Raw genomic sequence first — 18,598 nt, 5'->3', positions numbered from 1 at the left:
TTTTTCCTCCTTATCTCAAAAAGATTGATACTTTTCTTAATGCTTCTTTGATTTTCGCCACATCAGTGCCGCTTTCAACGCTTAATGCGTCGGTGAAAAACTCACCTGTCATGTAATATGTCACGGGTTCCCCGTTTCCTGCTGCTGCCGCAGAAATGCCGATTGCGCTTGCTTCGCTTCCTTTGGCTACCGGGATAATTTTGTTGTCACTCGCCGTGTCAACCATTACTGGCGCATACTCTTTAATATCCGCACCCGCAGTCCCCGTTTCCGGCACTGTTGGGAAGTCGCCAGCAAAGAAGTTTTTCGGCGCTGTTTCTCTTTTCTCTACTGCATATTCGCTCATGCCTGCTACCTCCTTACTTCACTTCTGGAAACAGCTTGTCAATAGCTGCTTCAAAAACATTCTTGCCGTTGTCGCCTGCTCCGTCCTCCGGCACTACTCCAATCACTCCATTTGCCCCGCTGTCCTGTGCGTCTTTCTGGCGGTTCTCAATGTATGTGCCCCCAGCTTTGTTCTGCTCTGCAATGATTTTCACTGCCAATTCCTGCGCAGAAGTTGGGTTCGTGAATTTTGCGTCTGCCGCAAGTGCTGCATAGTTACCGTTTGTCAAATCCTCAATGCTTTTAATTCTGGCACGTTCTGTGGCGGCTGCGTCGTTCTGAATTGTCGCTACTAAATCCGGGTAAGCGGCTTTTAGTGCGTCAACCGTTGTGATTTTGTTTTCTGGTGCTGCCATTTGTTGTTCCTCCTTTTCCTGTGGCTTTTTGCTTGCTGCTGCACTATTATTTATCAAACTACCCGGATTTTGATTGTGCGGGCTGTTTAATAACTGTGTTGGAATACTTTTGAACATAGAAACATCAATGGGCACTGAATTAACCACAATTTTTGAAGAATTTTCAACAACTGTGCTGCTTTCTTCAAACATTAGTTCATCACAAAACCCATTTTCAACGGCTGTGTCTCCTGTCCACCATGTTTCATTTGACATAAGCTGTTCTATGTCCTCTGCATTTCTCCCGGTCTTGCTGGCGTATGTGTTGACAATGCTTTGTTTAATCACTTTCAATTCATCAGCCATTTTCAGAAAGTCTTCTGCCTTGAAAGTGTCCCAGACTGTCATTGCTGGGTCATGTATCATAAACACGCCGTTGCGGGCAATCTTGATTGTGTCGCCCGCCATTGCAATGATTGTGGCTGCGGAAGCTGCCCAGCCGTCAATTTTGACCGTCACTTTCGCCGAACAGTCTTTCAACCGTGTAAATATTGCGTTTGCTGCGAACACATCACCGCCGCCGCTGTTAATGCGCACGATAATTTCCGGGACGTCGCCCAGTTCCGCAAGTTCTGCGTTGAATTGCTGCGGTGTTACCCTGTCTTCCCACCATGACTGCTGACTGCTGATTGCTCCATACAGAAGCAGTTCTGGTGGCTTGTCGCCTGCTGCCGGAATGAAATTCCAGAATTTATTTGTTGTGACCCCGTATGGGTTGCCCGGTTGCCTGTTATCCTGTTGCCGGGTCGTCTGCATTTCCATTGGCAATTTTCCTTACCTCCCTTAGTTCTTTTTCTTCATGTTTCAGCTGCTCAACATTGCTGTAATAGCCGCTACCTGTCATTTGCATTGTTTCATCACTTCTGGTGCTGAAACCGTTTTGCACTCTCTTTTCCGCTGCCGTAACCTCTTTTACTGGGTCAAGCATACCTTTTGCCGGACCGTTCCATTTTGCCGTGCAATATGCTTTTCTGATTACTGCGTCAGTAAAGAAACCCGGTGCCTTGATGCGCCCTTTTGCCACCGCTTCTGTCAGCCATTCTTCGTACACTGGCTGGCAAAAGTCTGTTGCCAACCAATCCCGGTACATATTGAACATTTTCCATGCTTCTTCCAGTGCCCCTTTGCTGGCTGTATAACTGGCGTTAAAGCGTTTTACAAGCAATTCATAAGGAATTTCAAGCGAAGCGCCTATTTGCTGGCATATAGCTTCCACAAAGCCATTAAAATTGGCGTTTGGTCTTCCGGGGTTCATGTCATGTGCTTTTTCGCCCTCGTTTAAGTCAAAGACAGCACCCGGCGCAAGTTCAATGGTGGTTTCGTCCTCTGCGTCAACCTGCACTTCCTCTGGTATCATGCTTCCTATTGCGTCCTCGTTGCTGGCGTCTGCCTTTTCAATAAACACCGTAAACATTCCAGACACAACCGCCGCCACCAGTTCTGCGTCTGTATAGCGTCCAAGCTGCTTCAAGCTCTCAATGACCGGGGCAAGGAACGGAACGCCCCTGCGCTGCTCTATCCTCTCACGGTTCATCAAGTGCAGCACATTTCTTCTGCCCGTCTTTATTCCAAATGCTTCTACCCTCTGCCATTTAATGTCTGTGTATGCGTATGACAACGGGTGGTGGTCTGCTATGTGGTACGCTACCACCTCCCCGGACTGGTCAACCTCTACACCTCCAACAATCTTGTTGTCTATTGTGTCGCAGTTGTCCGGGCTGCAAAGCCTGTCCGCTTCAATCAGCTGCACACGCAAATCATACGGCTGGTTTAATCTGGGCTTTACTGGCAGCACTGCCAAGCAGTCACCAGAAATAAGCCAGTTCAGAAACGCCAACTGCTGCAACTCATAAAAATTATCAATGCGTGCCATGTCACAATCTGTGCTTTCTGCCCAGATGTTCCATTCCCTTTCAATCTGCTTTTCCAGACTTCTTCTTTCTTCTGGTGTCAGCCCTAATATTTCAGCGTCTATGTTCGGTTTCAAACGTAGTCCACGCCCAACTACATTGGTGCGCATGGTCTTGACAGCGCCGTTGGCAATCGGTACGCCCATATATAAATCACGGGTGCGCTGCCGCAGGACAGAAACATTGTCTTCTATGTCCTCACGGCTGCTGCCGCCAGCATGAAGCCAGCCCATAAGTGATTTTTTTGTTACGCTTGCCCCATAATTGCTGTAACCGCTGTTTAATATCTGCAATTTCTGTCTTGCAGCAATCCTTTTCAGTGCTGTTTGCGGCGCAATCGCTGCTATTGCCTTATCAATTCCCGCTGCAATCCCCACGTTCTCACCTCCTTTATGGCATGAAAAAAGCACCTTTTCACGGGTGCTTTTTGTCTTTTCTTATTTTTCCACGCTACAATATTACCTCATTTTTGCGGGCAATGGGGGGAAATAAACCCCTAAAACGGGCAATAGCGGGCAATCTTTACAAGTCACGGGGTACAAATCGTTTTACCCGGTTTCTGCCGCCGTGTTTGGCTGCGTTCTCCAGCGCATTGACCTTTCCTTGCCAATATTCAATAGACTTTCTGATTTCCGCTAAATCAGCTTTTGTCATGGTCCTGCTGCCGATTGTGTATGACTGCGCATTTGTCACCGCCAGTTCTGCTTCCAGCCATGCGTCAAGGTGCCTTTTTGCTGTTTCCAGTGTAATTCCTGCCATTTATAATATACCTCCACTGTTTCTTCTTCCCCGCTTCACAACTTTCTTTGTTGTCTGCGGCTTATTCTCTTTCTTTTTCGGTTTCTTTAATGGTACGCCCGTTATTTCAATAGCTGCCGTGGCGTAGTTCCGGCAGTCAAGCGCTTCGTTTCGTTTGTGCTGTCCTTTGTCTTTCAGGTCCCATGCAAAATACGGTCTGCCCATTTTATAGCGCATGACCTTTTTTTCCGACGTTAGCCCCTTGAAATACTTTTCATCATAGCCCCTGCCGTCTTCCTTTGGGAAGTGGCAAAAGCCGGGTCCCTCGTCTTCCAGCTTTAATCTGTCCATTAACAAACTTTTTCCTGTGTCTACTCCCAGCGTGAACAGATATGCGCCCTCACGGTTGCTTTTTGTCGGCTTCTGAATGTATGCCGCTGCACTATCGTTTGAACCTTTGATTGCAAATACCCTGCGATTGAACCGTGCTTTGCAGAACTTATATACTTGATTGCTTCGGTGTCCTCCACTATCTATGCAGGTGCATGACAATTTCAGCTGCGTTTCGTCTGCTTTTTTCCACGACTGCTGCAAAAACGTGTCAAGGTCTTTCCAGCACTGGTCTTCCATGTTCGACGTGTCACCGTATATCACGGCATACTTAATTCCCCAGCTTTCATATTCTGGACCCCAGCCCACAACCTCAATTTCAAATCTATCGTCCTGCGTGTCCACGCCTGCGGTCAAATACAGCACTTCTTCTGGCACTTCGCAGTTGTACTTCTCCCTGCGCTTCATCAGTTCGTCGTCTTCTACGGTTTCGCCGTCTTCCTCCCACGTCTGCCCCATTTCCGTATTGGTCCATACTTTCATCAATTCCACATTGCCTTTTTTCATTTCTGCATTGGCAATCAAGAATTTTTCAACCACTTCTTGCCATGTGGTCAGTGTTGACGCAAGCGTGTTCAAATGGAACCCACGCACGGGGTTTTCCGGGTCCTCATGCACAAAGGTTCCCTCTGTAAAGTGTTCTTTCCACTCTGCTTCACTGGATATGACGCCGCATTTGCTGCAAGCGTATTTGATTTCTGACAAGTCCTCTTTGTCAAAGACTACATTTGACCAGACCAGCGGTTGCAGTTCTCCGCAGCACGGGCAAGGCGTGTTCCACTCTCCCCGGCTGCTGTTTTCGTACTCCACTTCTATTCTTGATACGCCCTTGACCGTCGGTGTGGAAATGTCCACTTGCTTCTTGTTCCAGAACGTCGTCTGTCTTTTTGAAGCCAATAGAAGCGGGTCGCCCTCTTTTCCTGCACTGGCTGGGTATGCGTCTATTTCGTCCGCAAGCAATATTCTGATTGTGTGGCTACGCAATCCCGTTGGGCTATTTGCCCCGGCAATAGTGATAAAACCGCCGGGGAATATCTTCTGCATGATTGTATTACCGCTGTTTCGTGACTTTTCGTTTATTCTGTCCGCAAGTACTGGGGTATCACGCAGCATGGGTGACAGCTTTTCTTTTGAAAACTTCTCTGCCATGTCTATTGTGGGCTGTATAACCATAATCGGTGACGGGTCATAATGCACATAGTAGCCAATAGGGTTCAGCACCATTGCGTCTGTTTTTCCCACCTGCGCCGCTGACATTATCACCACTTTTTTAATTGTGATGTCTGTTATTGCGTCCATGATTTCTTTCTGGTACGGGGCTTTTGCTGTCTTCCAGCGTCCCGGTTCTGCGGAAGACCCGGCAGACAGCCTGCGGAATTTATCTGCCCACTGGGAAAGTGTCATTTCCGGTGGCGGCTGCAATACCTTAAAAATGCGGGCGAACATATCAGCTGTGTGTTTCTTCATCTTCTACACCGTACCCAAACACTGTCTGAAAGTCTGAAAGTTCTTCCAGTACCTCATCAATAGCGCTTTTCAGCAGCTTGAAAATTTCTGTCTGGTCCTTTTTCTTTGATAAAATCGGACTTAACTTTGCAGGTATTGCCATAAGTCTTGTTTTGAACCTAACCAGCGTGTCTGTCATTACCTGTTCCACGTCCTCTGTGGTGTGAACTTCATTTCTGCGCAGCTTCAATTCCAGTTCTTGCGCTTCCCTCTTTGCTCTCACCAGTTTTGCCCGTTCCGCATTGTAATTTATTGTGCTTTCGCTGTCCGGGTTGTTCTTCCGCAGGTAGTTTATGTATTGGTGGTTTACGGTTTTCAAATCGTACAGCCCCGGTCTGATTTCCGTTATCACTTTTTCGTCCCGCAGCTGGCGCACTCTGCGTTCTGATATGTCAAGCCATGCGGCAACCGCTTTTGACGTATACGCTTTCAAAAACCGCACCCCCTTTCTTTTTTTCTGGTTCGGAAGCGGAAGTGAAAATTTTTAATTTATATCTAGGAAACCTTTGGGCGTCGGCGTACCCGCAGTGCTTCTGGGGCGCTGACAGAACCTATCAAACCTCGTCCACAATTCCCGTTATTTCGTCGTTTTCTCCGTCTTCCTCTGGGTCAATCTCAAATTCACCCGTTAGTTTCTGTTTATTCAATTCAAATTGCTTTTCAGCCAGCGTCAAGCGTCTGTCCTCCAACTCATAGGCTTTGATACTGTCCAGCTGCTTAATGATACGCCCATGCAGCTTGTTTAGTTCGGCTTCCACTTTCATTGCCCTGTCGAATGGACTTGACTTGATAATGGATTTCATAGCCGTTTTGTATATCTCCTTGCCGCCCTCTGGGTCTGCTGCCTGCGTCTGCTCCATGCCGCAGTCTTCTTCCTCCCGGCGTTCCTCCGTACTCTTTGGTACAATCATGTGTACTATCTTATCAGTGTAGAAGCCCTCGGCGTCTGCTGCTTCATACTGTTGCAGTAGGCTTTCCAGATAGGCTTTGCGTACATACAACGCCTGCAATTCATTCATCATTTGCGATAGTGCAGACGGCGTGCCCATGTTCTTTATTGCTTCTGCCTGCTCCGGGTCTATATCCTCATAGCCCGCCTGTGCAAAGGCACCATGCGTCACGGCGTTTTTATTCCCCTTTTTTGCTGGGGTTTTTCCTGCTGCATTTTTATTTCCCTTTTGCCCCCCTCTTTTTCTGGGCTTCTTTTTTAACGCTTCTTCCCAGCTGTCTTCTGACTTCCATTTCCTTATACGGCTTTCCGGCACACCTGCCAGCTTCGCCAGTTCTGCTGTTCCAATCTTGCCGTCTGCGTCCAGATAGCGTTGTAGTGACTTGTCCCGTTCTGGGTTGCGTGGTCTTCCCATGTCCTCACCTCTTTTCGTTTGTTTTCATTCTTCCGAACCCTCCCGGTTTACGGAAGTATAAAAAATTATGGGCTTTGTAATTTCAAAAAATCGTCAAAGCCCACTATTGCCAACGTGCAAATATAACGGCGTAAAGCCTGCTTTACTGATATAAATTATATCAGCAAATCGCAGGCAATGGCGGGCAATGATTGCTTTATGCAACCTTATGAAATTGTGAAATAATCTGGTTCTTTCCGAACCTCTGTGAAAGCGTTTCAAGGGCATTATCTCTAATGTTCTTGCACTGCCGTTCACTGTATGCGTTCCGTTCCGCTACTCGCTCCCATTTGAGGTTGTGAATGTAAAAATCAAAAATAATGCGCTTTTCTTTCAGTTTCAACCTTGAAATCTCCTGTAACATCTGCGCTTTGAGGTTCTGCAACTGCTGCACCTTTTCTTCATACTCTCTGATTTCTCCGCTGACATAATCTGGAATGTTCAACGCCATATTTTCTGTTTGTCGTGATATATTATTTTTCCCCTTTGGAAGACCGTCGCACTGTATAGCGCCAATGGGGTTGTAGTATTGGTCCGTTAAATCAGTTATGATTTTTCTGTAAATGCTCACCTCCCCGTCTATGTCCTTGTAGTATTCCAACAATTCAATCACCTTGCTTTTTTCCATTGCCTGCGCCATTTGCTATTCCTCCATTTCTTGCCTTTCTGCCAGTCTTTCCCGGCTGTCAATCATGCACGTCAGTTTCGGTTTCCTCTGCTGCCTGCTGCCGTTCCTCATACCCCATGCATTTCATGTATCTTTCCGGCTTTCCGCAGCGTTCATAATATTTGCAGTCAACGCACACGTTTTCTTTCATTTGTGTTTCCTCCGTGATATGTACCCGGCACATTCTGGCTGCCCTCTCAATAGCTGCATAGAACACGCCCCGCCGCACTCATAAGCCTTTGAAATATGCTTTGCGCATTTTACGTTTGCACACTGATTGCGGCAGAACACGGGCATTTCGTCCGTGTCAACCATTATTACTGGTCTTTCCATTCGCTGTACCTCCGTTTCTCCTTACGAACTGGAAACACCACGCTTCATCACGCATGGTCTTTATTACTCCGTCTTCGTCAATGTATACTGCGTCAATGAATTTCGGCTGTGGCGGGGTCCCGTCCTCTGCGGGTCCCCTGTCAAAATCAAGTATAATTTGCAGTACGTTGTATACTCTTTCATGGACTATCATTTTATAGTCCGTCATGTTTATTGGCACGTCCTCACCTCCTATTCATCAAATGCCGTGACATTGAAACCGATAATGCAGTAATCATCATCAAGCCCCGTCCAGTCTGCCCAGATATAAACAATCTCAACGTCAATCTTGCGTCCTGTCGCTTTTCCGTCCGTGAACTCTCCCAGTTCCAGTTCCTCACCGATTTTGAAGCCGTCTTTTTTCAGCAAAAGGAACGTCAGCTTGCCTGCGGTGATTTCAGCGTACTTCTGCGGCGTCAATCTAATGTCCCTCTGCTTCTGCTGACCGTCAGACGGTAACTGCTGCATTTTTTCTTCCTGTTGCTTCTCACGCAGCTTCTTTCTGGTTTCCCGGTCAATAGCTGCCTGTTCCTCGTTGTATCGTTCTTCGTCCGTCTTCTGGGCTTCTCTGCGGTTCTTGTAAGCATTGCAGCTTGTCACGGTTGCTGTCTTGTCGTGGCAATCCTCATAATGTGTGCATCTGTAACACAATGACGTTATCTGCTCCGGCTGCGGGTCCACATATTCTGGCTGCTGCCCGGCGGCTTCCTCTGCTCCCTCTGTTCCCTCTGCTCCCGTTTCCGTTTCTTCCTCCGGCTTCTGGTCTTCTTCGCCCTCTGCGGTCGTTGTTTCCTCTCCCGCTGCCTGCTGCTGGTCTTCAAACTGGCTCATGTCCATTTGTCCCGGTATCTGCTGCGCCGCTTCATAGTTCTTCTTTAACTGCTTAATATCTGCTATTGTCAGCACCTCATTTTCCCGGAACATTTCTGCCGCCTGCTGCTGATAGTCTGCCGGAAGCCCGGACGCTTCATAAATTACAGATACAACAATTCTGTTTGCCTTAAACTCTGCCATTAACTCTGGAATGAGGTTGTTATATATTGCCTTATATCTTCCAATCTGTGCAGGTGACGTTTCTATGATTTCAGCCAGCAAATCACGGGTTCTACCCGGAAGACTCATGCTTTCTTTCAATTCCAGCACCAGTTTCTCTGTTTCCAATGCTTCTGTCATGCGTTCCCAGTCTGTCTTTTCACGGAAGCGGTTTGCCATAATCAGTGCCAGTCTGTCCAGAATAGCGTTTTTCTTTGGCTTGATTAAGATTGGAACACGTCTGAAACGCTCTTTTCCCTCGTCCACCAGCTGCATGACCGCAAGGCGTCTTCTGTGTCCTGCGATAATGCGGCGCTTGCCGTCTTCTTCTTCATCAGTGACCAGCAGCGGTTGTAATACTCCCAGAAGTTCTATGGACTGTTTCAAGTCCTGCACATCTTCCACGCTGTAAAAATTGCCTTTGGACGGTATAAGGTCGTAAATATCAGCGGTACTGCTCACGCCGTCTTCCGGCGTGGCAATCTCTGCTGTTTTCTCCTCCTTGTTTTCCTGCACTGCTGCTTCTCTGGAACGCTCATTTAATAATCTTGTCAGATTGAATTTCGGTGTTGTTCCTGCCATGCTTTTTCCCTCCTAACGTGTCCGAATTGGTCACATCTTCAACCACTCGTCCACCAATGCTTTATAGTCTGCTGCTGCTCCGCAACGTGGTGAATACAGAATGATTGGCAATCTCTCAAACGTGCTGGGCTTCATTTTCGGTGTCTTTCTGATATGCGTATTGAAAACCGGGTATTCAAGTGTTTTCAGAAATTCTTCCCCCTGTGTGTCCGCTTCATTGGTTCTGTCGTACTGGGTGACAAAGCAACCGCAAAAGCGCAACTGCGGGTTCAAATCCTCACGGGTGTTGTCAATCTGTTCTTTCAGCTCTGCCAACCCGTCAATCGCAAAATCATCAATAGTGATAGGCACCATGACGTCTTGTGAAGCCACCAGCGCATTGATTGTGGAAATGTTAATGTCCGGGGCGTTGTCAATAATGCAGTAGTCATATTCCTGCTGTAACCCGTCAAGAAACTTCACAAAGCGGGTCTGCTGCGGTCTGGACTGGTCCAGCATGACTTCCAAATTGGCTGTCAGCAGGTTCATGTTTGCTGTGATAATGTCCAAGCCGTCATAATCGGTGTGCTGGATAACTGCTGCCGGGTCAATGCCACGCTGGGTCATAACCTCTGCGGTTCCCTTATGGTCGTAACTGTGGCGGTTCAAAATCTTGCTGGCGTTCCCCTGCTTGTCGTTGTCGATTAACAGGACTTTGCAGCCGTGTACTGCTGCCAGAATGTGTGCCATATTAACGCTGGAAATGGTCTTTGCCACTCCACCTTTTAAGTTAATGATTGATAATGTTTTCATGGGGTATTCCTCCTTGTATCTGGTATGTTTATAGTTTCTTTTCCCAGTAATGCACGGGACGGGACTTGAACCCGCACCCGGCAGCTTCGGTGGCTGCTGCGCTATCCATTGCGCCACCCGTGCTTTTTAAATCTCAAAATTATTTGTTGCTAATGCAAGGTTCAGCAACGCTTCTTCCTGTCCGCATATATTGTAATACTCACTTATCAAGTTCATAGCGGTGTATACATAGCCTTTCTTTGTCAGTTCCTCTACCAACTTTTCAATGCAACACCAGCGGTTCCCGTCGCCTTTCTCTGCGCACATTTCCTGCAACTCTTTGAAAATTTCTCTTTTTCTTTCTCCCAGCTTTGTGATTTCTCTATTCCAGTTTGTGTATGCTTCTTTTAACTGCTTCTTTGTCATTGCTTATACCTCCGTTTTCTATGTTGTGTTGTTGTTCCTTTGACTGTCTTTATTATATACTTACGGAAGTATAAAAGCAATCGACATTTTACACAATCTTACGGAAGTATATTTGTGCATTTTATATACTTCCGTAAGTATTTATTTTTATCTGCCACGGCGGTTCAGTTCGTCTGCCGTTTCTCTTACCGGGACTTTCACGTTTAATATTTCATATCTGCCGGACCCGTTCAATTCATATCTGAATACTGTTTTGCCGCTTTTCAGATAATGCGTTGTTGAAATGTCCGTGACCGTGTGTATTGATACCGTACCCGCCACAACTACTTCCATGCCCGCTGGCAGATAATATGCCGTTCTCACTCCTGCTGCGGTCTTTCCTGCTCCGATTGCTACCGTGTCCCCAATCTCTAACGGGCACACCGCTTTAAATACTTCCGTTTCCATTCTCTTTTCCCTCCTGCTCATATTTCCTGCGGTTCTCCTGCTTTACAATCCAACCAACTTCCCTAACAACCACAAACACCAGATACAGCACGCCAAGTCCTACGCATACCGCAATGAATGTCAGAAGTGCTTTTGCTGTTTCAATCAAGAACGCTGCCATTTTCTTTGCCCTCCCTCATTCTCTGTTTTGCCCTCTCAATGACTGGGCGTAACTGGTTGACCTGTTTCAATGTCTTTGTCAGTCTGTTTCCCTGCTGCTGTTCTGCCTGCTGCCGCTCTATCTGGCGGCGTCTTATCAACTCTTTGCCGCTGTAATGCTTCTTACCCTTTGCCATGCCTTATTCCTCCGTAGCTAACACGTTTAAGATTTTCTCAACTGCTTTGTCCCAGAAGACATTTGCAAAATCTTCTACCGTGCATACTTCGTCACCGTCCCAGTCGCACACGCTGGCGTCGTCACACTGGCACAACTCGCAGCCGTTTTCCCTCAACGCTTCGTTTGCAATTTCTGTTACCGTTTCTTGTGTCCCGGCATAATCGCAGCCACGGTCTAAGAACTCCCGCAGACTCTCTATTGTTTTCTTTGAAATCTTCGCCATTGTCATTTCCTCCGTCAAAAGAATTTTCTGTGATACCTGCTGCCCTTGCTGGCTCTCTGCTTGCGGCGCTGTCGCTGTTTTCTCCGTTTCTGGTACTGTGCGTCCTCTGCCGCCGCCACCTGCTTTTTAACTGCTTCATGGTCTATGTTGTCCACTTCCTCTTGCAGGACTTCCAGCACCTCAACTTCACTGTCTTTGAAAGTGAATGTCATACCGGGGTCGTATTCCTCGTTTTTCCAGTCGCTCTGGAACTTCTCAAAATCTCCCTTATATCGGTTGTATGGGTGGTACTGCTCCGCTTCATAAATTCCCAGCATAACTTTTTCGTCGTCTTTATCGTCCCAGCTATAAAGGTGCCAGCTTTCGTGGTTGTCCCAGTTCCACTTTGACAGATACAACACCAGCCCGTCAAAATAGTTACCCTCACGCACCATGCTTTTCATCTGATTGCAGGTGAAGCCCTGCCCCTTTAATTCCTGTTTGATTTTCTCATACTCTCTGCCGCCAGTATGTAACCTTGCTTTTACGATTAACGGCAAATACTGGGGTAATTTGATTTTATCGTCTTTTTTCACCTTTGTTTTTCCTTTCCAGCCTGTCTGCTATCCGCAGTATGCTTTCCATTGACGTTCTAATGTTCGTGTCTGTGGCTTCCGTGATTTTCAGCACTGCTGCCACGTCCCGCAACTCCTGTGCCATTTCCTCTGTTTCCCCGGTCACAATGTCATATTTCTTCTGGCAGGCGGTGCAGACCTGCGAACCCTCCGGGATAATCTCGTTACATATCACGCAGCGTTCAACGTCTGTCATTCTTCCCAGCTTTCATACTTCTTGACACGCCTTGTCAAGTTCTGCACCTGCTCAACAAGGTTTGCTACCTCATGCGGTGAAAGTCCCGTCTGCTCATAATCATACAGTTTCTTTGCTGCTTGATTGACGGTAACGTGCGGCTTCAATACGGCTTTCTGTCCGTTCTGGCTATATTCTGTCAGCGTCGTTCTTTTCTGCCGCTTCTGTGGCTTCTGGGGCTGTCTGAACGCCCCTGCACGCTTCATGGTGCTGTAATACGGCACCGTCTGTTTCAATGTCTTATCCATGTAGCCCATTACCATTCCACCTTTCTTCCTGTCTGCTCCATAACTCCCAGATAACCCGCTATGGTGTCCATTGCGTCTTCCGCAGTCCAGCAGACCGCCGTTTCATATCCCTGCTGCCGCAGCTGGTCAAGCCACCAGTCCTGCTTGTCCGTGGTTTTATTCTTCTGCCACTTCATTTCCACATACAGCCCGTGTTTGCCGTTTCTGGGTACTGGCAAGCATAAGTCCGGCACCCCGGCTTTCACGCCCTGCCGTTTGAGGTTGGCGGCTTCCAGCTGGTTTCTGCTGCCGCCGTTTGGGATATGGTGCAGCAGTGCCAGTTCCGGGAAGTCCTTTGCGTAGAACGTCGCCCAGTTCATAACTCTTTCCTGCTCTGTGGCTTCGCTGCGCTTTCTGTAATATGCTCTACTCATGTTTTTCTTTCCTTTCGTCAAGGTGTGTTGCTTCCATATCCGCAATGTGCAGCATGACTGCAAGCCTGCTGCCCGCAAAAGCGTTGTTCATATCGCAGCTACCACCTTTTGTTGCATAATCAAAAGCGCCCATGTGCCAGCGTATAGCCAGCATTTCTTCTTCGCTCAACTGCATAAAGCGCATAATCTGTATAACCGATTTTTCACCGTGTCCCAGCGGTAAATTGTTTGTGTACGTCCAGTACACCTTTTTCACCACTGTTTTGTATGGGCAGTTAAGGTCCTCTTTTTTAATTTTATATGCGTCTGCCTTGCAAACATCATGCAGAAGCGCCACAACTGCGATTGTGTCCACCGTATATTCTGGATATGTTCTGCCCAGCCTTTTGTCTTCTTCGTCTGCCAGCTTCACCAATCTGCGGTATACATTGTTTGTATGCTCCACCAGACCGCCTGCGTATGCTCCGTGATACTTCGTGCTTGCTGGTGCTGTGAAAAACCCTACTTCTTCCAACCACGCAAGCAGCTTATCTGCTCCCGGTCTGTTTATGTACGCAAAGTAGTTCTTGAACCTCTCAACCTCTGCCATTCTCTGTTCTTCGTTCATTGTCTTTACCTCCTGCGGCTTTTTTCTTCGCTTTCTTGTTTCTGACACCCGGCGTCACCTCCCGTCTGTTCTGGTGTGTCCGTTTCGGTCACGTCGTCAATATCAAAACACTGGTCCCACAATTCTTGCAGGCTTGTTTTCTGTTTCCATGTGAACCCCAGCTTTGCTTCTGCGTCTACCCATTTCCGCATTGCTTCCGGGTGCCGCTTCATGTTCTCCATGACCTGTTCATTTTTCGCAAATATGCACATCATGCAGCTGCAACGGTCAATGTATTCATAACACGGGTGCGGGTCTAGCCCCAAACGTTTTCCAAACTCAAACATCTTGCCTTTTTCGTAGTCCAGCACCGGGCGCAGCCAATGACATTCAAACTTGCCCTTGCGCTCTGTTTTCAACGTCGTGCTGTGATACTCATATTCTGGTAGCTTTGCACGCCCTCTGCTTTCGTCCCGGCGTTCCCCGGATATGAACAAACACTTTTCGCCCAGTATGTCCCGGTGTGTCCTTATCCAGTGGTCAGTCACCGCCGTTTTCAGATACGCCGTACACCAGCGGTTCTTGCTGTCCGGGAACTTCAACCGCTCATTCAAAAGCAGATACAGAAAGTCTTTCGGCGCTTTCAGCAATATTGGTTTCAGTCCCAGAACCTTTGCAGTATTGAAAAACAATGCTTCATTCACGCTGTATTCTGCGCCAGTGTCGCAGTACAGCAGGAATATTTTTTCTGGCGCAAAATTCTGTGTTGCCCAGTAAATAGCGCCCGTGCTGTCAATCCCTGTGCTGTATGAAACGATAACGGAAGTATACCCGCACTGCTTTTCTGGCGGCACCAGTATTTTTGTTCTTGCCATGCCCTATACCTCCATTGCCACTTCTTCAAGTTTCTGCTTCATGGTTTCATACTGTATCTGCAAATCCTTTATGTTCTCGTGCGTGCCGCACCCTGCGCAATCCTCTGTGTGAGTATGTGGACAAATTGTGCATAACTCCATTTCGTCTTGCAGGTTGTTTGCTATCACACCCAGTGCAAACGCAAGCCCCCAGCACTGTTTCAAGTCAATTTCTGTTATATCCACCGTGCCGCCTGCTGCCCGGCTCACTTCTTCGTCTGTTATGCCGTAACGCTTCTTTAAGGTGTCATACATCAGCTGCGCTGTTGCCTGTTCCCCGCCCACGCCACGTTCCGCAAGGGCTTTTATCTTTATCAGCTTTGCAATGATTTTCTTTCTGTCTTCACTCAATCTTCTTCCACCTCCGGTTCTCCAATCAGTGCCCGTGGCGGTCTTCTCTTGTCAAGCACCTGTGAATACCACGCAGCCTTTTTCAACATTCGCTTTTCTTCGTCGGTTCTCTCCGGCGCAGGTCCGTTGTTCTCTTTGTAGCAACGGGCGGTCTTGTCCGGGTAAAGGTTGTTGCCGCTTCTGAAAGCTACCATGAACGCTTCCAGTTCCCGCTTCAATTCCGCTTTGTAGAAATTGAAAAGCAATGTGATTTCCGCTGCTTCAATCTCTGTGCAATCGCAGCCACGCTTCTTCCTGCGGCTGTATTTGCCCGTGTAAATGTGATATGTCGTGCCGCCCGTGACCTTGTAGAAAATCTGGGTCAGCAGTTCTTCTTCCAGTTCCGTTGCATATCCGAACCAGTGAAGCGTTACTGCGTCCAGCATGATTTCTTCGTCTTCCAGTTCGTATCTGGTTTTTAAGTCCTCATACATACGCATTGCGGTTTCTTTCTCGCCGCCTACTCCACGTTCTGCCAATGCTTTAATTTTCTTTAGCTTTTCAGCTATCTTTTCCCGTTGTATCTGGTCCATGTTCTCTACCTCACATACTGCCACGACTGCGGCGCACGCTTCATTCCCAGTTCTTCCAGCGCCACTGCCTGTGGATATTCCTTGACGGCTGTTATCTCCCAGCCATACACCTTGTTTCTACTGCCCGCCGCATAATTGTGAATGTCATGTGCTGGCACCCGGCTTTTCTTTTCTGCTTCTTCAAAGTTCTTGATTTCCAGAACTTCCGGGCAGACAAATTCACCGACTACGCCCACGCCGCCTGTGACATACACCAGCACCCGGAACGGCGCTTTGCATTGCGGCTTTGACTTCCGCAGTTCCAGAACCTTTTCACCTGCTGCCATTTTCTGCCACCATTTCTGGTGCAGTGATAGGACAACAACTGCCATTTCCTGCAATTCTGGCGTCTGCCATGCTTTCTTTTCGTTCTCCATGCCTTATTCCTCCAAAATCACCCGGATAAATAACAGCTGTTGCAGCTGCCCTATGTCATATTGTCCTAGCTGTTCAACTGGTATCTGCTCCGGCAGTTCCCGTATGTTTGCCCAGTCCCACATCTTTTCTGTGCGCTTGTACGTTTCCATACCCAGCCCAAAGCGTTTCACCCGGCGCAATGGGTTTATTGTCCCGTGTGCAAAGTTTGCCGCATAGCCACGGTATATCACCTGCCCGGCAGCGTTGATGATAACCAGACGGTCACTGGTCGTCATTTTCTCTATCAATTCACCTAACTGCACTTTTTATCCTCCTTTCTGCCCTTTTTGGGCTTCTTTTTCCACATTTTCAAGTAAATATGCCACCCGGTTTGTTCATAAAACACGGGTTCGCATGAAACAATGTCATAATCACTGTAAATCTTTTTAAATTCTTCCAGCCCGCCGTCTGGTGACTTCGCCAGCTGCTCTACCTTGCGTTTGCTGTACTTGAAATCATTGCACTTTTCCGTTGGGTCTGACAGATTGCGGCTATACTTCCAGTGGTTCTGGTCACGCTGCTGCTTTTCCCCTCCGTCCTCTCTGGTTGTTTCCGGGCGGTCAAGGTTCCTGCTGCTTGAATAGCGTTTCTTTCCCTGCGGGTCTTTCACAATATACTTGCAAAGCCCCTCTATGCCGTTCTCATTCATTTGCAGGCGGTCTGCATTAACCCAGCCCAGCTGCTTTATACTGGCTCTATACTCTGGGTCGTCTGTCTTCTTCCAGTTGATACGGTCTTTCGTCCACATCAATTCCACGTCGTCACGGTCTAAACCACCGTTCATAATGATATGGTGATGTATTCTTTTAAGATACTGACCATCCTTGCTGTACTTGTATTCTGTTACCAGTATGTATTTAAGGGGTTCTAACCCCAGCTTCTTTCTGCGGTATGCTATTCTCCGCAGGTAGTTTGTCACAATGTTTTCTGCTTCCTCTACCGTTCCCGGCAGGTTCTCTGCGCTATATGTGCAACTTGTATGCAGGTCCCCTATGTGGAAGTTGCCATTTCCCAACTGTACCAGATAGCGTTTAGCGTTCTTGTCGTTCAAGTCCTTTTGCTTTGGGGCATTAACCTTTCTTTTCTTACCCCTCTTTCCTCTGCTTGCCTGCTCTGCTGCTTCTGTTCGTGGTATTATATCCACTTCTCTATACTCTGCGCAGTCTATCTTCTTCTCCCTTATGAACACCACTGCACTTCCTTTTCTGTCCTATACCGTTTTAAGCGTATAAGGGTATACCAGAAGTGGGGTGGAGTTCTTCTTCTCCCTCTTATCCCTCCTGTTCATTATCCATACAGCGTATATATATTTATATATTTCGTAGGAATGTTAATACCCCATACAAGCCCGTTTAACAGGTTTGAAACCCGCTATTTTCAAAGGCTTTCGCCCTCTAAAATGTTTGACTTGTAGCCGCCAATATGGTATAATAAACGTGTATTGAATTATTACATATTGACTTTTGAAAAGCCTTTGATTTTGTGTTTCCGGCACATCTTCAAAGGCTTTTTGCTTGCCCTTTTTCATGGGTCAAATATCAGAACGTCTGTTCTTTATGCGTGCGCTGTCGCACCCGCTTTCAGTAATTCAGTTACCAGTTCCCAGTCTTCCAAGAACAAAGCGGAACGCAACGACACATCGCTGATGACGAGAGAACGGGCGTAGTACAAGTACAGCGCACCAGCGCCACCGCCGGAAGCGTAGCCGAAACTCGAACCCCGGAAAGGCACGCTTTCTTCAAGTTCGCTGTCTGCCCAAAGTCCAGCTGTTTCATGCTTCCAGTCATGCGGTACAATTCCCAGCTTGTACGCAATTTCCGGCACTTCGTCCAGTTCTTCCAGCTGCAAGTCTGCCATGTGGCAGCCCTCCCAGTTTTCTTCGATTTCTTCCGCAACGGACATTACCACATCACCAGCACTGTTGCCGTACAGCTTCAACGGTCTGCCGTTCACCTCTGCAACGGTCCAGTCTGGCTTCTCTGTGTAGCCCTCAACTGCTGCGTCGTTGTTCGGCGTGTATTCCACAACGCCTTTGTGCAGACGCAAGCCCGTGACCCATTCCCAGAAATTACCGCAAAGACCAAACACGCCGTCTGCTGTTCCGTCATGGGACCATGTGAGGGGGTCGCACCCGGTCAGCGTGCGTCCGGCGCTGTCGTATCTCACGCCGCTTTCCTGCTCATTCTTTGAGTTGCTGCCGTAGTTTGTATTACCGCCGATTGTGTGCCCCAGTTCCTCTGCTTCATGCAGTAGATAGACAAACTCTGTATTTGTCATAAGGTGCCAGCCCTTGCCTTTTCTTCCGCAGGCTGCCGCCGCTTCATCATAACTGATAGTGTGTTTTGGCTGCTGGTAAGGTAAGGACGCCGGGACGCCCTTAATCATGGTGTTGGTGAACTGCGACACCAGAACCGCAGGAACAATCTTGTTTCTGATTTTGAACAGTTCCGGCACGTCCTCCGGCTCATAGGTCCCCGGCTCCATATAAAACATGGTCATGTAGTTTGGCAGTCCTGCACTGTCCATGACAATGACTGCTTTTTTCTTCACAAATTCTTTCATTTTGTGGCTTTCCTCCTTGTATCTG

Annotated in this window: 29 protein-coding genes and 1 tRNA gene; all 30 read right to left on the bottom strand. The window is 47.8% G+C overall.

All coding sequences use genetic code 11. The features are described 5' to 3' along the window. Positions 1-10: 10 nt before the first annotated feature. Positions 11-346, bottom strand: coding sequence for a hypothetical protein (locus tag PG862_RS06415; RefSeq protein WP_173860693.1), 336 nt, complete (start codon positions 344-346; stop codon positions 11-13). Positions 347-359: 13 nt separating this feature from the next. Then, positions 360-1,541 (bottom strand): head maturation protease, ClpP-related, encoded by a 1,182-nt coding sequence (locus PG862_RS06410; protein ID WP_270706885.1) that lies wholly within the window; start codon positions 1,539-1,541, stop codon positions 360-362. Further along, positions 1,510-3,066 carry a phage portal protein gene (locus PG862_RS06405; protein WP_207665265.1) on the bottom strand — a complete coding sequence of 519 codons (1,557 nt, stop codon included), beginning with the start codon at positions 3,064-3,066 and terminating at the stop codon, positions 1,510-1,512. Before PG862_RS06405 ends, PG862_RS06410 begins: the two co-directional genes overlap by 32 nt. Positions 3,067-3,211: 145 nt before the next feature. Next, positions 3,212-3,448 carry a DUF6148 family protein gene (locus PG862_RS06400; RefSeq protein ID WP_118638209.1) on the bottom strand — a complete coding sequence of 79 codons (237 nt, stop codon included), beginning with the start codon at positions 3,446-3,448 and terminating at the stop codon, positions 3,212-3,214. Continuing rightward, positions 3,449-5,284: a phage terminase large subunit family protein gene (locus PG862_RS06395; protein WP_118638210.1), complete on the bottom strand. Its 1,836-nt coding sequence runs from the start codon at positions 5,282-5,284 to the stop codon at positions 3,449-3,451. It abuts the gene before it with no gap. Next, the gene (locus PG862_RS06390; RefSeq protein ID WP_270706883.1) at positions 5,265-5,675 is read right to left on the bottom strand and encodes a hypothetical protein; all 411 of its coding nucleotides are present in this window, start codon (positions 5,673-5,675) and stop codon (positions 5,265-5,267) included. Before PG862_RS06390 ends, PG862_RS06395 begins: the two co-directional genes overlap by 20 nt. Positions 5,676-5,877: 202 nt before the next feature. Then, on the bottom strand, positions 5,878-6,687 hold the full coding sequence (locus tag PG862_RS06385; protein WP_270706882.1) for a phage terminase small subunit-related protein: 810 nt from the start codon (positions 6,685-6,687) through the stop codon (positions 5,878-5,880). A gap of 196 nt (positions 6,688-6,883) precedes the next feature. Next, positions 6,884-7,366, bottom strand: a complete 483-nt coding sequence (locus PG862_RS06380) for a sigma-70 family RNA polymerase sigma factor (protein ID WP_118638213.1) — start codon at positions 7,364-7,366, stop codon at positions 6,884-6,886. 46 nt (positions 7,367-7,412) lie between these two features. Further along, a complete protein-coding gene (locus tag PG862_RS06375; RefSeq protein ID WP_270706880.1) occupies positions 7,413-7,544 on the bottom strand; it encodes a hypothetical protein in 132 nt (43 codons plus the stop codon). Between the two features lie 156 nt (positions 7,545-7,700). Beyond that, entirely contained in the window at positions 7,701-7,946 is a 246-nt protein-coding gene (locus PG862_RS06370) for a hypothetical protein (protein ID WP_243105373.1), read from the bottom strand. 11 nt (positions 7,947-7,957) lie between these two features. Beyond that, positions 7,958-9,379 (bottom strand): ParB/RepB/Spo0J family partition protein, encoded by a 1,422-nt coding sequence (locus PG862_RS06365; RefSeq protein WP_270706878.1) that lies wholly within the window; start codon positions 9,377-9,379, stop codon positions 7,958-7,960. A 30-nt stretch (positions 9,380-9,409) separates the two neighbouring features. Then, complete coding sequence (locus tag PG862_RS06360) at positions 9,410-10,171, bottom strand: ParA family protein (protein ID WP_118638215.1); 762 nt, start codon at positions 10,169-10,171, stop codon at positions 9,410-9,412. Between the two features lie 50 nt (positions 10,172-10,221). After that, positions 10,222-10,294, bottom strand: a tRNA-Arg gene (locus tag PG862_RS06355). Between the two features lie 3 nt (positions 10,295-10,297). Beyond that, a complete protein-coding gene (locus PG862_RS06350) occupies positions 10,298-10,576 on the bottom strand; it encodes a hypothetical protein (RefSeq protein ID WP_118638216.1) in 279 nt (92 codons plus the stop codon). Between the two features lie 147 nt (positions 10,577-10,723). After that, entirely contained in the window at positions 10,724-11,023 is a 300-nt protein-coding gene (locus PG862_RS06345; RefSeq protein ID WP_270706876.1) for a hypothetical protein, read from the bottom strand. Then, a complete protein-coding gene (locus PG862_RS06340) occupies positions 11,004-11,183 on the bottom strand; it encodes a hypothetical protein (RefSeq protein ID WP_118638217.1) in 180 nt (59 codons plus the stop codon). Before PG862_RS06340 ends, PG862_RS06345 begins: the two co-directional genes overlap by 20 nt. Then, complete coding sequence (locus PG862_RS06335; RefSeq protein WP_118638218.1) at positions 11,164-11,358, bottom strand: hypothetical protein; 195 nt, start codon at positions 11,356-11,358, stop codon at positions 11,164-11,166. The genes PG862_RS06340 and PG862_RS06335 overlap by 20 nt, the downstream gene beginning before the upstream one ends. A 3-nt stretch (positions 11,359-11,361) precedes the next feature. Next, a complete protein-coding gene (locus PG862_RS06330; protein ID WP_118638219.1) occupies positions 11,362-11,622 on the bottom strand; it encodes a hypothetical protein in 261 nt (86 codons plus the stop codon). 14 nt (positions 11,623-11,636) lie between these two features. Then, complete coding sequence (locus tag PG862_RS06325; protein ID WP_173860680.1) at positions 11,637-12,197, bottom strand: hypothetical protein; 561 nt, start codon at positions 12,195-12,197, stop codon at positions 11,637-11,639. Beyond that, entirely contained in the window at positions 12,181-12,432 is a 252-nt protein-coding gene (locus PG862_RS06320; protein WP_118638221.1) for a hypothetical protein, read from the bottom strand. The genes PG862_RS06325 and PG862_RS06320 overlap by 17 nt, the downstream gene beginning before the upstream one ends. Further along, a complete protein-coding gene (locus tag PG862_RS06315; RefSeq protein ID WP_118638222.1) occupies positions 12,429-12,734 on the bottom strand; it encodes a hypothetical protein in 306 nt (101 codons plus the stop codon). Before PG862_RS06315 ends, PG862_RS06320 begins: the two co-directional genes overlap by 4 nt. Continuing rightward, a complete protein-coding gene (locus tag PG862_RS06310; RefSeq protein ID WP_118638223.1) occupies positions 12,728-13,132 on the bottom strand; it encodes a VRR-NUC domain-containing protein in 405 nt (134 codons plus the stop codon). Before PG862_RS06310 ends, PG862_RS06315 begins: the two co-directional genes overlap by 7 nt. Continuing rightward, positions 13,125-13,739, bottom strand: coding sequence for a hypothetical protein (locus tag PG862_RS06305; RefSeq protein WP_270706874.1), 615 nt, complete (start codon positions 13,737-13,739; stop codon positions 13,125-13,127). Before PG862_RS06305 ends, PG862_RS06310 begins: the two co-directional genes overlap by 8 nt. Positions 13,740-13,744: 5 nt before the next feature. Beyond that, complete coding sequence (locus tag PG862_RS06300; protein WP_270706873.1) at positions 13,745-14,593, bottom strand: phosphoadenosine phosphosulfate reductase domain-containing protein; 849 nt, start codon at positions 14,591-14,593, stop codon at positions 13,745-13,747. A gap of 3 nt (positions 14,594-14,596) precedes the next feature. Beyond that, the gene (locus PG862_RS06295; protein ID WP_270706872.1) at positions 14,597-14,983 is read right to left on the bottom strand and encodes a hypothetical protein; all 387 of its coding nucleotides are present in this window, start codon (positions 14,981-14,983) and stop codon (positions 14,597-14,599) included. Beyond that, entirely contained in the window at positions 14,980-15,555 is a 576-nt protein-coding gene (locus PG862_RS06290) for a hypothetical protein (RefSeq protein WP_270706871.1), read from the bottom strand. Before PG862_RS06290 ends, PG862_RS06295 begins: the two co-directional genes overlap by 4 nt. A gap of 5 nt (positions 15,556-15,560) precedes the next feature. Beyond that, positions 15,561-15,971, bottom strand: coding sequence for a hypothetical protein (locus tag PG862_RS06285; RefSeq protein ID WP_173860675.1), 411 nt, complete (start codon positions 15,969-15,971; stop codon positions 15,561-15,563). 3 nt (positions 15,972-15,974) lie between these two features. Next, a complete protein-coding gene (locus PG862_RS06280) occupies positions 15,975-16,274 on the bottom strand; it encodes a hypothetical protein (RefSeq protein WP_173860674.1) in 300 nt (99 codons plus the stop codon). Next, positions 16,265-17,200: a rolling circle replication-associated protein gene (locus PG862_RS06275; protein WP_270706870.1), complete on the bottom strand. Its 936-nt coding sequence runs from the start codon at positions 17,198-17,200 to the stop codon at positions 16,265-16,267. The genes PG862_RS06280 and PG862_RS06275 overlap by 10 nt, the downstream gene beginning before the upstream one ends. A gap of 365 nt (positions 17,201-17,565) precedes the next feature. Next, positions 17,566-18,573, bottom strand: a complete 1,008-nt coding sequence (locus PG862_RS06270; protein ID WP_270706869.1) for a hypothetical protein — start codon at positions 18,571-18,573, stop codon at positions 17,566-17,568. Positions 18,574-18,598: the final 25 nt, after the last annotated feature.

The organism is Clostridium fessum (genome assembly GCF_027698965.1).
Lineage (GTDB): Bacteria > Bacillota > Clostridia > Lachnospirales > Lachnospiraceae > Otoolea > Otoolea fessa.
Note: the sequence above shows the minus strand (reverse complement) of the source record. Positions and strands in the feature narration are given on the sequence as shown.

What these genes read in the sequence shown, in the direction of transcription:
- PG862_RS06415 (WP_173860693.1), bottom strand. Translation starts at nt 346, where the DNA reads ATGAGCGAATATGCAGTAGAGAAAAGAGAAACAGCGCCGAAAAACTTC.
- PG862_RS06410 (WP_270706885.1), bottom strand. Translation starts at nt 1,541, where the DNA reads ATGGAAATGCAGACGACCCGGCAACAGGATAACAGGCAACCGGGCAAC.
- PG862_RS06400 (WP_118638209.1), bottom strand. Translation starts at nt 3,448, where the DNA reads ATGGCAGGAATTACACTGGAAACAGCAAAAAGGCACCTTGACGCATGG.
- PG862_RS06395 (WP_118638210.1), bottom strand. Translation starts at nt 5,284, where the DNA reads ATGAAGAAACACACAGCTGATATGTTCGCCCGCATTTTTAAGGTATTG.
- PG862_RS06385 (WP_270706882.1), bottom strand. Translation starts at nt 6,687, where the DNA reads ATGGGAAGACCACGCAACCCAGAACGGGACAAGTCACTACAACGCTAT.
- PG862_RS06380 (WP_118638213.1), bottom strand. Translation starts at nt 7,366, where the DNA reads ATGGCGCAGGCAATGGAAAAAAGCAAGGTGATTGAATTGTTGGAATAC.
- PG862_RS06375 (WP_270706880.1), bottom strand. Translation starts at nt 7,544, where the DNA reads ATGAAAGAAAACGTGTGCGTTGACTGCAAATATTATGAACGCTGCGGA.
- PG862_RS06365 (WP_270706878.1), bottom strand. Translation starts at nt 9,379, where the DNA reads ATGGCAGGAACAACACCGAAATTCAATCTGACAAGATTATTAAATGAG.
- PG862_RS06360 (WP_118638215.1), bottom strand. Translation starts at nt 10,171, where the DNA reads ATGAAAACATTATCAATCATTAACTTAAAAGGTGGAGTGGCAAAGACC.
- PG862_RS06350 (WP_118638216.1), bottom strand. Translation starts at nt 10,576, where the DNA reads ATGACAAAGAAGCAGTTAAAAGAAGCATACACAAACTGGAATAGAGAA.
- PG862_RS06345 (WP_270706876.1), bottom strand. Translation starts at nt 11,023, where the DNA reads ATGGAAACGGAAGTATTTAAAGCGGTGTGCCCGTTAGAGATTGGGGAC.
- PG862_RS06340 (WP_118638217.1), bottom strand. Translation starts at nt 11,183, where the DNA reads ATGGCAGCGTTCTTGATTGAAACAGCAAAAGCACTTCTGACATTCATT.
- PG862_RS06335 (WP_118638218.1), bottom strand. Translation starts at nt 11,358, where the DNA reads ATGGCAAAGGGTAAGAAGCATTACAGCGGCAAAGAGTTGATAAGACGC.
- PG862_RS06330 (WP_118638219.1), bottom strand. Translation starts at nt 11,622, where the DNA reads ATGGCGAAGATTTCAAAGAAAACAATAGAGAGTCTGCGGGAGTTCTTA.
- PG862_RS06320 (WP_118638221.1), bottom strand. Translation starts at nt 12,432, where the DNA reads ATGACAGACGTTGAACGCTGCGTGATATGTAACGAGATTATCCCGGAG.
- PG862_RS06315 (WP_118638222.1), bottom strand. Translation starts at nt 12,734, where the DNA reads ATGGTAATGGGCTACATGGATAAGACATTGAAACAGACGGTGCCGTAT.
- PG862_RS06310 (WP_118638223.1), bottom strand. Translation starts at nt 13,132, where the DNA reads ATGAGTAGAGCATATTACAGAAAGCGCAGCGAAGCCACAGAGCAGGAA.
- PG862_RS06305 (WP_270706874.1), bottom strand. Translation starts at nt 13,739, where the DNA reads ATGAACGAAGAACAGAGAATGGCAGAGGTTGAGAGGTTCAAGAACTAC.
- PG862_RS06300 (WP_270706873.1), bottom strand. Translation starts at nt 14,593, where the DNA reads ATGGCAAGAACAAAAATACTGGTGCCGCCAGAAAAGCAGTGCGGGTAT.
- PG862_RS06290 (WP_270706871.1), bottom strand. Translation starts at nt 15,555, where the DNA reads ATGGACCAGATACAACGGGAAAAGATAGCTGAAAAGCTAAAGAAAATT.
- PG862_RS06285 (WP_173860675.1), bottom strand. Translation starts at nt 15,971, where the DNA reads ATGGAGAACGAAAAGAAAGCATGGCAGACGCCAGAATTGCAGGAAATG.
- PG862_RS06270 (WP_270706869.1), bottom strand. Translation starts at nt 18,573, where the DNA reads ATGAAAGAATTTGTGAAGAAAAAAGCAGTCATTGTCATGGACAGTGCA.